The sequence below is a fragment of the Vibrio wakamikoensis genome, from assembly GCF_050337275.1.
In the GTDB taxonomy this organism is placed as follows: Bacteria; Pseudomonadota; Gammaproteobacteria; order Enterobacterales; family Vibrionaceae; genus Vibrio; species Vibrio chaetopteri.
This window is the reverse complement of the sequence record NZ_JAKJST010000016.1, coordinates 18699-31629: the sequence shown is the minus strand read 5'-3', so window position 1 is coordinate 31629 and position 12931 is coordinate 18699. Positions and strand designations below refer to the sequence as shown.

Below are 12931 nucleotides of genomic sequence, written 5' to 3'. Positions count from 1 at the left end.
ATTCGTGGGTCGAAATTTCAATCACTAGCTAGTTGTTTCCTTATGATCACCTTCTCTGATATTCAATTGCTTCGCGGCGGTAAACCACTGCTCGACCAAGCCTCTGCCACCATTCACCCTGGTGACAAAGTGGGTCTAGTCGGCAAAAACGGTTGTGGTAAATCCACCCTGTTTGCGCTGCTCAAAGACGAACTCTCCATTGATGCAGGCTCATTTAGTCAGCCATCCCATTGGGAGCTCGCTTGGGTCGCACAGGAAACCCCAGCACTAGAGCGCACCGCTATTGAATACGTGATTGATGGCGATCGAGAGTATCGCGCACTTGAACAAAAGCTTGTTGACGCAGAGCAACAAGACAACGGTACTCTGGTTGCTGAACTGCATGGCAAAATCGAAGTCATTGGCGGTTACAGCATCCGTGCTCGCGCCGCAGAGCTTCTCGACGGTCTGGGTTTTAGCCAAGAGCAGATGACCTGGAATCTGACTCAATTCTCGGGTGGTTGGCGTATGCGCCTTAACCTAGCGCAGGCGCTATTGTGCCGCTCAGATCTACTGCTGCTCGACGAACCAACCAACCACTTGGACTTAGATGCCGTAATGTGGCTTGAACGCTGGCTACAAAGCTACCCAGGTACACTTGTCTTGATCTCGCACGACCGAGATTTTCTCGATCCAATCGTTGGCCGCATTATCCATATCGAGAATCAACTGCTAAACGAGTACACGGGCAACTACTCCTCGTTTGAAGAACAGCGCGCGCAAAAACTCATCTTGCAACAAGCTCAATACCAGAAGCAGCAAAAGCAGATGTCGCATATGCAGAAGTACATTGACCGCTTCCGCTATAAAGCATCGAAAGCACGCCAAGCGCAAAGCCGTATCAAAGCGCTGGAACGCATGGAAAAAGTGCTGCCAGCTCAGTTTGATAATCCATTTAGCTTCGAATTCAGAGAGCCTGCGGCACTGCCAAATCCAATCATCATGATGGATGAGGTTTCGGCGGGTTACGATGACAACATCATTCTTGAAAAGATCCGTCTAAACCTGGTTCCAGGTAGCCGAATTGGTCTTTTAGGTCGTAATGGCGCAGGTAAATCCACGCTGATCAAACTGCTGTCAGGCGAGCTTGGCGCTAAAGAGGGCGATCTTAATTACTCTCAAGGCGTTAAAATTGGTTACTTTGCTCAGCACCAACTGGAAACCCTGCACCCAGAAGAGACGCCGCTGCAACATATGATGCAGATCGCGCCGCAGCACACCGAGCAGCAGCTTCGTGATTACTTGGGAAGCTTTGGTTTCCAAGGTGACAAAGCGCTTGAAAAAGTCGCGCCGTTCTCCGGTGGTGAAAAAGCCAGACTGGTATTAGCGCTTGTTGTATGGGAAAAACCAAACCTATTACTACTCGATGAACCGACCAACCACCTTGATCTGGATATGCGCCAAGCACTAACACTGGCTCTGCAAACCTTTGAAGGTGCCATGGTCATCGTCAGCCACGATCGCTACTTACTGCGCGCGACCACCGATGACCTATACCTAGTCCACGATCGTCAGGTAGCGCCATTTAATGGCGACCTCGTTGACTACTATAAGTGGCTGACAGAGCAGCAAAAAATTGAGCGTAAAGAGGCTCAAGCCAATGAGCCAGATAAAGCCTCAAATAACAGTGCAGCCGCTAAGAAAGAGCAAAAACGCAAAGACGCCGAGTTTCGTAAGCAAACCGCGCCAATTCGCAAAACACTGACAAAGCTTGAGGAAAAAATGGATAAGTTATCCGCCCTCATCGCTGAGGCAGAGGAGCAATTGTCTGATACTTCTCTGTATGATGCGGAAAATAAAGCTAAACTTAATGAAGTACTTGCCAAACAAGCCTCCAGCAAATCCGAACTTGAAGAAGTCGAAATGGACTGGATGGTGCAGCAAGAAGTTCTTGAGCAGATGGAACAGGAATTCAATCAATCATGACCCGCGAGCACGCATCTTCAAATCTCACTCTAGAGCACCTATGGCAGTTCAGCCTGCAGTACTACGGGGTGCGAGAGGTAAAAGAGGCGTGCTTAAATCTGCAAAATCACTACCACGGCAACGTCAATTTGCTGTTGCTACTGAAGTGCCTAGACGAACAGGCACTTCGCTTCAACGCCGAGGATTGGCATCACGTCCAATCCTGCCTCGGTCGCACTGAAAAACTGCTACATCAATTTCGCGATATTCGCCGTCAGCTCAAGCACAGTGTGGTTGATAGTTTATATCGTGAAGCACTTGAGTTTGAACTCAGCCTTGAGAAGCAACAGCAATCCGACCTTGTTGATTGCATTAATGCGTTAACGCTCAGCCCCAAACAGGATGAGGCACTTGTACTCGGCTACTGTCGCCAACTTGGCGCTGAGCACCTCGGGCTTATTTTCTCCAAGCCAGTCAGCGAACTCGCTACCAAATAAACACCACACATGATGCAGTAAGCAGCGCCATACTGGAGTTAAAGCGGCGCCATGCAGTAGGTGTTGCCAGCCAGCGGCGGATAAAGGTGCCAAACCCCACCCATACCGACGACGTTTGTATCTGAACAAGCAAAAAGATCACCGAGATCCCCACCAGCGACCACCAATAGTAGTCACCGCTCAATGCAAATGAACTCACGGCGGTTACCGACATCACCCAAGCTTTTGGATTCAAGTATTGAAATGTCATGGCTTCAAAGCAGGTCATAGGTTTGGCTTTACTATCAGATTCTCCCTTATTGATCCCTGCGGTCAGAATTCGCCAAGCCAAATACAGCAAATACGCGCTACCCAGCCATTTAAGAACTTCCTGAACCATCGGGTAAGTCTGGAAGATCACGCCGAGACCTGCGCCATTCAATAAGATCAAGCTGATCAGACCGAGACCAATCCCAACAAAGTGCGGGATCGATCTAACATAGCCAAAGTTAGCACCCGACGCAGTTAACATGACATTGTTAGGACCCGGTGTCCCCGTCATGACCACGGCAAACAATGCCACTGATAGCAAAAATGACCAATCCATCCCTTTTCTCCCTCTATGATAAAAATTGTATCGATACAATTTCCATAAATACGTTGATTTATTGTTAATTCGAGCACAAAATAACCCTAACAAAGCCATACAGCAGACGCAAAGGGTTTATTGTCACCATGACAATCGAGACGATTACAGTATTCAAGCAAGATCCAGCGCCGATCTACAAACAGATCGCTGATCAGATCGCCACAATGATCGAAGATGGCGCTCTCAAAGCAAACAGTAAACTACCCACTCACCGTTGGCTTGCAGATAAGCTCGGTGTCACGGTAGGAACGATTACCCGAGCCTATGCGGAAGTAGAACGAAGGGGCTTGGTGGAAGCAAAAGTCGGTGCTGGCACCTATGTCTCTGATACCAATAAACCCAGCTGGGTATTCGAGCAAAGCACGGTGGCGCAAGGTGAAATGAACTTTGGTTATAATATTCCGCCTCTGCTCGACAGAAGCGATATGCTAAAACAAGCTATGCAGCGCATCTCAAGCTCGAACTCGCACCTCAACCAATTGATGCTCTATCACCCCCCCGCCGGACTGGATGCTCACCGAACCATAGTCGCCAATTGGCTCAATAATAAAGGCATCAAACTTCCCGCACATAGGATGCTATTTAGTTCAGGCGCGCAGCATGCGATTCAGATGGTACTCGACACCTTCACTCGTGCGGGCGATACCGTCTTGGTCGAAAAGTACACCTACCCGGGTGTGATTAGTTTGGCACGTCAGAATCAATTGACGCTCAAAGGCGTGGACATGGATGAATTTGGCATAACGCCAGAATCGTTGGAGGTATGCTGCCAGCGCTACTCGCCGCGATTTATCTACTTAACGCCAACGCTGCAAAACCCTACCACTGCCATTATGTCTGAAGAGCGCCGCCGCGATATCTTGCGCATCTGTGAGTCTTATGATGTCTACGTGATTGAAGATGAGATCAACGGCCTGCTGATAGAAAAAGCCCCGGCTCCCATGGTTAACTTCGCGCCTGAGCGCGTTATCCATATTGGTGCTTTCTCGAAATGTCTCGCACCCGGTCTACGGGTGGGCTATATGAGCGCCCCGGAAAAGCTTCATCAACATCTGGTGATGACACTGCAAAACCACAGCTGGATGATAAGCCCTCTACTCACTGCCCTAACCTGTGAAATGCTGCTCTCTGGTGATGCAGAGCGAAACCTCACTATCATCCACAGCGAAATGAAAAAGCGTATTGCCATCGCGGTAGACACGCTAGGCGAGTTTGACCTTCGTTATCAACAAGGCGGCTTTCACGTTTGGCTAACCCTACCTGAGCACTGGCGGCTGAGTGAGTTTGTTAGTAGAGCCTCAGAGCAAGGGGTTGTCGTCAAATCGGGCGAGCTGTTTGCACCTCCTGGTGGCTCGGTAGCGCCTGCGGTACGTCTATCGCTGAGCTCGCCACAAACGATCGAGCAGCTACAATTAGGCGTAGATACTCTAAAAGCACTATTGCAATCCAATCCCGTAAGTGAATTTACGTTATGAGCAGCAAACACTTTATCGCCGCCAAAGGGCTAGCCAATCCACACGTCCAGACGCTGATCCCACGCTTTGTACGACGCAAAGCGTTATTTGAGCCGATATGGGAAACCCTGGATACCCCAGATGGCGACTTTGTCGAGCTCGCGTGGAGTGAAGACCCCCATAGACAAAGTGCCCAAAACAAACCTGTGTTTGTTCTATTTCATGGCTTAGAAGGCTGCTTTCACAGCCCTTATGCCAACGGGCTAATGCACGCATTTGCTAAGCAGGGCTGGCTGTCGGTCATGATGCACTTTCGCGGCTGTGGGCCAAACCCGAACCGACTTGCCAGAGCTTATCATTCCGGTGAGATTGGTGATGCGAGACAGTTCATTGAGCTTTTGGATCATCGTTACCCAAATAGTAGAAAGGTTGCCGTAGGCATTTCCCTTGGCGGCAATATGCTCACCAACTATCTCGCTCACTACGGCGATGATACTAAGCTCGATGGCGCAACCGTCATCTCTGCGCCACTCGACTTGGCAGCGTGTGCTAGACGTATTGAACAAGGCTTCTCTAAGGTCTATCGCTCTTACCTGCTCAGTTCGATGAAAAAGAATGCGCTCAACAAACTTCATCTGCTAAGCGAAGTCCTCGGACTGACCGAAGAGCGCATTAAGAACATGAAAAAGCTTTACGAGTTCGATGATTTGATCACTGCTCCGCTGCATGGATTTAAAAATGCCGACGACTACTATCAGCGCTGCTCTGGGCTACCTCGCCTAAGAGAAATCACCGTACCGACTCAGTTTATTCATGCCAAGGATGACCCCTTTATGACACACGAGGTCATTCCAACTTTTAGTCTTCCAAGCCATATCAATTACCAACTGCTTGATCGAGGTGGTCATGTCGGCTTTATGACGGGTAGTTTGCGACGCCCGCGCTTTTGGTTAGAAGAGAGCTTACCAAGCTACTACCGACACTTTATTGACTAGCCAAAAACAGCGATAGATCCCTTTGTGAATCAGCAGTGCTATAATCCTGCGGTCATAGAATTGAGAGGTATTTATGATCATCCCATGGCAACAGATTGACGCAGACACGCTAGATAACCTTATTAAAGAGTTCGTGCTGCGCGAAGGCACCGACTATGGTGAGTCGGAAATATCGCTAGATGATAAAGTTCGCCATGTTCGTAGCCAGCTCGAAAGCGGTGAGGCCGTCATCGTTTTCTCTGAACTGCACGAAACCGTCGACATTAAATCGCGTCGCTCGCTGTAATTTTTCGGTAGCTGCGCAAGTAGCTGCTATATTGAAAGGCTATTGAACTGAAATTGGCCTACAAGGTCTAACTCCTTATGTGAGTTAGCAAATTTATAACGACAATTACAAATACACAGGAAGTGTCATGTCAGCAAAACACCCGATCATTGCTGTAACGGGCTCCTCTGGAGCTGGAACCACCACAACGTCAGAAGCATTTCGCAAGATGTTCAACATGATGAGCGTCAAGCCTGCATTTATTGAAGGTGATAGCTTTCACCGTTTTACTCGCCCAGAGATGGACATCGAGATCCGCAAAGCCAAAGATCAAGGTAAACACATCAGCTACTTTGGCCCCCAAGCGAACGACTTCCCTGCGCTTGAAGAGTTTTTTCGCAACTATGGGCAAAATGGTACTGGCCAGTTCCGCCGCTACCTACACACCTTCGATGAGGCCGTGCCTTATAATCAAATGCCAGGCACCTTCACTCCATGGCAAGACCTGCCAGAGAATAGCGATGTGCTGTTTTATGAAGGCCTACACGGCGGCGTTGTAGATGGCGATGTCAATGCTGCGCAGCACGTTGACCTGCTTATCGGCATGGTGCCTATCGTTAACCTCGAGTGGATCCAAAAATTCGTACGAGACACCCGCGATCGTGGTCACTCTCGAGAAGCGGTTACTGACTCAATTGTTCGCTCGATGGACGACTACTTAAGCTACATTACACCGCAATTTTCACGCACACACATTAACTTCCAGCGCGTCCCAACCGTGGACACTTCAAACCCGCTCAATGCGAAAGGCATTCCGAGTTTGGATGAGAGTTTTGTGGTGATTCGCTTACGTGGTATCAAGAATGTCGACTTCCCGTACTTACTAGCGATGATTGATGGTTCGTTCATGTCACGTCACAACACCATCGTAGTGCCGGGCGGTAAGATGAGTTTTGCGATGGAGCTAATCGTCAGACCAATACTTCAGCAACTTATAGAAACGGGAAAAATAGGTTAGGAAATGTGAGCCAAATCAGCCTGTTTTTTTGTATCGTGATCATGTGCACAGTTTTGTATAGATAAATACGCTTTTGACACGATTAAAATCAAGAAAAGCGGCGCAAAAAAGGATACTATTTCTAGGAAATAGAAGATCGCTTGCGCCATCTTCAAAGTGCTTTTATGCTAGTAGGTCTTAACCAACGGGCTTGCTAACAAATATGGAAAGCAGCAAGCATACCCTGCAGAGGAAGTAAGATATATGGTTCTAGGTAAACCTCAAACCGACCCAACGTTAGAGTGGTTCCTTTCACACTGCCACATTCACAAGTACCCATCAAAGAGCACGCTTATTCATGCGGGCGAGAAAGCAGAAACGCTTTACTACATCGTCAAAGGCTCTGTAGCGGTACTGATTAAAGATGAAGAAGGCAAAGAGATGATCTTGTCTTACCTAAACCAAGGTGACTTCATCGGTGAACTTGGCTTGTTCGAAGAGGACCAAGAACGTACGGCATGGGTACGAGCAAAATCACCTTGTGAAGTTGCGGAAATCTCATTCAAGAAGTTCCGTCAGCTTATCCAAGTTAACCCAGACATTCTAATGCGCTTATCTGCTCAGATGGCAAGTCGTCTACAAGTGACTAGCCAAAAAGTAGGTGACCTAGCATTCCTAGACGTAACGGGTCGTATTGCACAGACGCTACTTAACCTAGCGAAACAACCTGATGCAATGACTCATCCAGACGGCATGCAAATCAAGATCACTCGTCAAGAGATTGGCCAAATCGTTGGTTGTTCTCGCGAAACAGTAGGTCGTATTCTTAAGATGCTAGAAGAGCAGAACCTAATTTCTGCCCACGGTAAGACAATCGTGGTTTACGGTACTCGCTAAGAGCACGTAACAAGATTTAAAAAGCCACCCTCGGGTGGCTTTTTTTTGTTTCAAATTTATCGTCACCCCTGCGCAGGCAGGGGTCTTCTTTAAGCGCGTCCCAAGCCTCAAGTAGATTCCTGCCTACGCAAGAATGACGAGCCTTGAGATATCACCCTAACCCCAAATAGTCGTCACCCCTACGCAGGAATGACGTGAGCTGTTGTTCCTCCGTCATCTCTGCGTAGAGGCCCGGCCAGTGCAATGACGGCGCTGTAGGGTTTATCGTTACTGATGCGTACTCTCAAAGATTTTGTCCGCAGATGCCGCGACAAAGCCTTGGTAGTAACTGCCATCGGCTAGCTGGTAACGTTTAGCAAACTCATAGAAGCCACCTGGAATCAACTGATCACCATCAGTAAATGCCACAGACACTTTGTCTGCCATGGTCGAGGATTGCTCTAGCAGCACCTCTGGTGAGCCTTTCACTTCCCCGCCCGATTCATTAATCGCAAACCCAGCATCACGAAGGTGCTGATTGACCTCAACTACTTCGGCAAAGCAGTCAAGCTGATTCACGCTCACCGTGAAGTGATTGGCGCCATAACCGTGAGCAGCAAGCCATGAGGCATACTCACTTTCTTGTGCCAACATTTGGAAGTCTTGATAGCTTAAGTCCCACAAACGGCCACCATATAAGAACTCAGCAGAGGAAAGCTTGGCGCTGTCCACCTGTGCCACTAACTTAGCCACGGTATCTTGAAGCGATTGAGAGCACTCTTCTACTCGCAACTCGCTGATAAACACCTTAGGAAGCAAAGTATTGCTATGTTCTAGGTGTATCGCAGTCAGCTTTTTGGCTTCAAAGTCGTAATGGCCACTGACCTCGTAACCAAGATCTAGAAACGGCTTAGCTAGTGTGTCGATACCCAGTGGCGCGACATTAAAGGTTCGCAGCGCAATATGGTCATTGATAAGCGACTCATCTTCTCTAAGCAAGTCGTGCACCTTATGTGCCGATGGGCACAGGCGAGTGATATAGTCTTGCCACAAGTGGCCAAATAGCGCGTCAACGGTCATAGCACGCTCCTTATAGTTCGATGCCAGGGCTTAAAGTCGCAGGAAGAACGGTGTTATCGCCCTCCATTGATGCCATAGGGTAAGCGCAGTAATCTGCTGCATAAAACGCACTTGGACGAAGGTTGCCAGACGCGCCCGGACCGCCAAACGGCGCATCACCACTGGCTCCTGTAAGCTGACGGTTGCGGTTTACAATGCCTGCTCGAATGTGGTCTGTGAAATATTGCCACTCCTCATCACGCTCTGAGATAAGCCCTGCCGACAAACCAAATCGGGTATCGTTGGCCAGCTCTACCGCTTGTTCAAGAGTTTCGTAGCGCACCAGTTGTAGCAGCGGCCCAAAGTACTCTTCATCAGGAAGCTCATCGATATCAGTGGCATCTAACAGTGCTGGCGTCACGAAGGCGGCTTTCAAGCGTTTTGCTTCTACTAGGCTCTTACCGCCTAGCTTCACCAACTCAGCTTGCGCTGCAATAATATGGTCAGCGGCCTGCTCTGAGATCTGCGGGCCCATAAATGGCGCAGGCTGTGCAAACGGCTCATCGATACGGATCTTATTAATAGCAGACACTAGGCTTTCTACTAGTTGATCACCTTTTTCACCAAATGGCACATAAAGGCGTCGTGCGCAGGTACAACGCTGTCCAGCACTGATGTAGGCCGATTGCAAAATGGTGTACACCGCCGCATCAACATCACCAAACGCTTCACTGACGACAAGCGGATTGTTACCGCCCATCTCGAGCGCCAGCATCTTGCCAGGCTGACCAGCAAATTGACGATGCAGGATATGCCCTGTGTTGGCGCTACCAGTAAACAGCACGCCATCAATGCCTTTCGAATCAGCAAGAGCGATACCCGTCTCTTTACCACCTTGAACAAGGTTAATAACACCGGCAGGCAGTCCCACTTCCTCCCAGATTTTCATTGCAAGTTCGCCGACTAGTGGAGTTTGCTCTGAGGGTTTAAAGACCACTGTGTTCCCTGCCAACAGCGCTGGCACGATATGGCCATTTGGCAAGTGTCCCGGAAAGTTATAAGGACCAAACACTGCCATAACACCAAGTGGCCTGTGACGGAGGACGATTTGGTTTCCAGCTGCTTCGCGTTGGTTCTCACCAGTGCGTTGATGGTAAGCACGTATCGAAATGGCAATTTTACCGGCCATCGCGCCGGCTTCAGTGCGGGTTTCCCATAACGGCTTGCCCGTTTCTTTGGCAATCGCAATAGCAATCTCTTCACTACGTTCTTTAACCTTGTCGGCAAACGCCAGCACAATAGCCTCACGTTCCGCAAACGGTCTTTTTTTCCACTCAACAAACGCCTTGCGAGCGGAAGATACTGCCTGATCTACTTGCTCTGGCGTCGCGGATTGACCTTCCCAGATAATATTATTGTCGTATGGTGACAGTGACTGAAACGCGTAACCGAGACCCGCTACCCAGTTGCCCGAGATCCATTGAGTTTGTTGAGACATAGTGAAGTTCCTTTGGTCTTTTAAATGTGGCCGCTGTGAGCGGCCATCTTATTGCTTGTGGAGGCGAGTAACGTCGCTTATTGAGCCAGCATACGAACCATGTCGCCATCAGCAACATTCAGTGCATCCGCCGCCTCAGGAGACAACAATACGGTGCCAGACTCGGCGTCAAACGCCGCTTTAGCCGCCGTCGCACGGAAGTGCTCAAAAGAAGTATTAGCAATCAGGTAGTCCTGTGAACTGGTGTGCTCAGAGACCGACACCTTAGCGCGAAATGAATCTCGTACCGCTTGGATATTACGAAGATCGCATTCAACCGTTGGACCTGCATCGAAGATGTCGACATAGTTCCGACAAGTAAAACCTTCTTTCTCAAGTAGTTTTAATGCAGGACGCGTATTTTCATGCACTTGACCGATAACCGCTTGCGCTTCTTTACTCAGCAGATTGATGTAAATAGGTAGCTTTGGCATTAGGTCGGCAATAAAGCCTTTTTTACCTATACCTGTTAGATAATCTGCCATCGTGAAATCGATCGAGAAGAAGTGCTCTTGTAACCACTGCCAAAACGGTGAGTTACCTTCTGCATCCGACACGCCGCGCATTTCTGCAAAGATGGTTTTAGAAAAGCGCTCTGGGTGCTCTGCCATCATCAAGAAGCGACATTTCGACATTAGGCGTCCATTCAGACCACCTCGAAACTCCGGACGCAAGAACAAGGTACAGATTTCACTACAGCCAGTGTAATTGTTGCCAAAGGTCAAAAGCTTCACCACGTTGTTGACGTTCAGCTTTGGCGATGAGTGCACCACGGTACTTATGTGATAAGAGTAGAAAGGAACATCCCAACCAATCGCACCTTCAATACCCGTTGTCCCTGCGACTTCGCCGGTTTCGGTGTCAAAGCCAACCATCAAATAACCTTCGTCGGTAGGCGCCGTGACATCATGTTTAGCAAAGCTGTATTCAGAGTGGGTAATTCGGTTTGTCAGAAGCTCTTCATTAACGGGAAGAGAAGTGAAACCGTGGCCTGATTCTACCGCGCAAGTATGTAGCGCATCGTAGTCAGACATAGTGATAGGACGAACAACAAGCATCAATAATCCCTCCTGACGCGAACTCTCTCGGAACATCCAAATCCGAGAGAGTATCTAAAAGCCGACTTATCGGCTGTCTGCTTAAACTAGCGTACCAATGGCTTTGTCTAGTTTAGCTAATCCTTCTTCAACTTCTTGTTGAGTGATAACCAGTGATGGTGTGAAGCGCACCACGTTGGCACCGGCAACCAGCACCATCAAACCTTGTTGGCCTGCAGCAACTAATACGTCACGAGCTCGGCCTTGCCACTCTTCGTTAAGCGCAGCGCCAAGTAGCAAGCCTTTGCCACGAATTTCACTAAATAGGTCATATTTCGCGTTGATTTTCTCAAGACCTTCACGGAACCAAGCCTCACGCTCAGCAACGCCTTCTAGTACGTCCTTGCGAGAAACTACATCAACAACCGCCTCTGCTACCGCACACGCGAGCGGGTTACCGCCATAGGTTGAACCATGGGTTCCCACCTTCATGTGAGCGGCCAGTTTTTCTGTGGTTAGCATGGCTCCGATAGGGAAGCCGCCGCCCAGAGATTTAGCCGTGCTCAGAATATCAGGCGTGATACCAAGACCTTGGTAAGCGTAAAAGTTACCGGTACGGCCGTTACCTGTTTGTACTTCATCAAAGATAAGTAGCGCATTGTACTTATCACAAAGCTCACGAACGGCTTGAACGAATTCAGGTTGCGGAGAAACGATACCGCCCTCACCTTGTAGTGGCTCCATCATCACCGCACAGGTTTTCTCAGACATTTGCGCTTCGAGCGCCGCGATATCGTTATAAGGAATGTGTGTCACGTCACCTGGCTTAGGACCAAAACCATCGGAGTAGGCCGCTTGACCACCCACTGTCACGGTAAAGAAAGTACGGCCGTGGAAGCCTTGGTTAAACGCGATGATTTCTGACTTTTCAGTGCCATGTACATCCGCTGCCCAGCGACGCGCAAGCTTAAGCGCTGCTTCGTTCGCTTCTGCACCCGAGTTGGCAAAGAACACGCGCTCAGCAAAGCTCACTTCAGTCAGTTTTTTCGCAAGGCGCAGTGCAGGCTCATTGGTCATTACATTACTTAAGTGCCAAATTTTGTTGGCTTGCTCTGTAACCGCATTCACCATCGCAGGGTGGCAATGGCCTAAACAGCTCACCGCGATACCACCAGCAAAGTCGATATACTCGTTACCTTGCTGATCCCAAACACGTGCACCCTCACCCTTAACTGGAATCATCTCCATAGGGTTATAGCAAGGCACCATTACCTCATCGAACCACTCACGAGTTACCGCTTTTTCCGTTGTCATAACACATTCCTTCTTATTACTGCGTGTGGACGAAAAGAGACTGGCCTTTAACGAGACGGTTTTAGGGGAACCTTCTCTTTCCATTGTCGACAGAACATTTTCTATCGACTTTCCACAGATGCAGCATTGTATTTACATTTATTTAACCATAGCAATAGTGAAAAAACCTTTTTAAGCGCACTTTGCGCCGGATTCAATATCGCCTTATGAGTATTTATGCATCATAAATGAATTTGAATGAAGTGTTTTTTGACGAAGGGGCGAAGAAACTGCTCAGGTAAGGTGTTCACTCGCTTTACATCAGTAAAAGCGAATAAATTTGCAAATC

At 48.8% G+C, this 12931-nt stretch carries 12 protein-coding genes; 7 read left to right on the top strand and 5 right to left on the bottom strand.

What is annotated here, in order from left to right; genetic code table 11:
- Positions 1-42 precede the first annotated feature (42 nt).
- The gene (locus L4C42_RS07345; protein WP_353497735.1) at positions 43-1965 is read left to right on the top strand and encodes an ABC transporter ATP-binding protein; all 1923 of its coding nucleotides are present in this window, start codon (positions 43-45) and stop codon (positions 1963-1965) included.
- A complete protein-coding gene (locus L4C42_RS07340; protein ID WP_353497734.1) occupies positions 1962-2441 on the top strand; it encodes a TIGR02444 family protein in 480 nt (159 codons plus the stop codon). The genes L4C42_RS07345 and L4C42_RS07340 overlap by 4 nt, the downstream gene beginning before the upstream one ends.
- Here the strand turns inward: L4C42_RS07340 and L4C42_RS07335 are convergent.
- A complete protein-coding gene (locus L4C42_RS07335) occupies positions 2431-3027 on the bottom strand; it encodes a LysE family translocator (RefSeq protein WP_353497733.1) in 597 nt (198 codons plus the stop codon). The two genes, L4C42_RS07340 and L4C42_RS07335, sit on opposite strands and share 11 nt — an antisense overlap.
- Before the next feature lie 128 nt (positions 3028-3155).
- On the opposite strand from L4C42_RS07335, the gene L4C42_RS07330 reads away from it, so the two are divergent.
- From L4C42_RS07330 to crp, 5 genes are all read left to right on the top strand, one after another.
- The gene (locus tag L4C42_RS07330) at positions 3156-4544 is read left to right on the top strand and encodes an aminotransferase-like domain-containing protein (protein ID WP_353497732.1); all 1389 of its coding nucleotides are present in this window, start codon (positions 3156-3158) and stop codon (positions 4542-4544) included.
- Positions 4541-5518, top strand: a complete 978-nt coding sequence (locus L4C42_RS07325; RefSeq protein ID WP_353497731.1) for a hydrolase — start codon at positions 4541-4543, stop codon at positions 5516-5518. The genes L4C42_RS07330 and L4C42_RS07325 overlap by 4 nt, the downstream gene beginning before the upstream one ends.
- A 73-nt stretch (positions 5519-5591) precedes the next feature.
- Positions 5592-5804: a YheU family protein gene (locus tag L4C42_RS07320; RefSeq protein WP_353497730.1), complete on the top strand. Its 213-nt coding sequence runs from the start codon at positions 5592-5594 to the stop codon at positions 5802-5804.
- Between the two features lie 127 nt (positions 5805-5931).
- Positions 5932-6801, top strand: a complete 870-nt coding sequence (locus L4C42_RS07315; RefSeq protein ID WP_353497729.1) for a phosphoribulokinase — start codon at positions 5932-5934, stop codon at positions 6799-6801.
- Between the two features lie 243 nt (positions 6802-7044).
- Complete coding sequence (gene crp / locus L4C42_RS07310; RefSeq protein WP_004410522.1) at positions 7045-7677, top strand: cAMP-activated global transcriptional regulator CRP; 633 nt, start codon at positions 7045-7047, stop codon at positions 7675-7677.
- A gap of 267 nt (positions 7678-7944) precedes the next feature.
- On the opposite strand, the gene L4C42_RS07305 is transcribed toward crp, so the two are convergent.
- The 4 genes from L4C42_RS07305 to L4C42_RS07290 form a co-directional block, all read right to left on the bottom strand.
- Positions 7945-8736, bottom strand: coding sequence for a DUF1338 domain-containing protein (locus tag L4C42_RS07305; RefSeq protein ID WP_429759942.1), 792 nt, complete (start codon positions 8734-8736; stop codon positions 7945-7947).
- 10 nt (positions 8737-8746) lie between these two features.
- Positions 8747-10213, bottom strand: coding sequence for a succinylglutamate-semialdehyde dehydrogenase (gene astD, locus L4C42_RS07300; RefSeq protein WP_418641925.1), 1467 nt, complete (start codon positions 10211-10213; stop codon positions 8747-8749).
- Between the two features lie 77 nt (positions 10214-10290).
- A complete protein-coding gene (gene astA, locus L4C42_RS07295; protein WP_353497726.1) occupies positions 10291-11310 on the bottom strand; it encodes an arginine N-succinyltransferase in 1020 nt (339 codons plus the stop codon).
- Between the two features lie 81 nt (positions 11311-11391).
- A complete protein-coding gene (locus tag L4C42_RS07290; protein WP_353497725.1) occupies positions 11392-12603 on the bottom strand; it encodes an aspartate aminotransferase family protein in 1212 nt (403 codons plus the stop codon).
- Between the last annotated feature and the right edge of the window lie 328 nt (positions 12604-12931).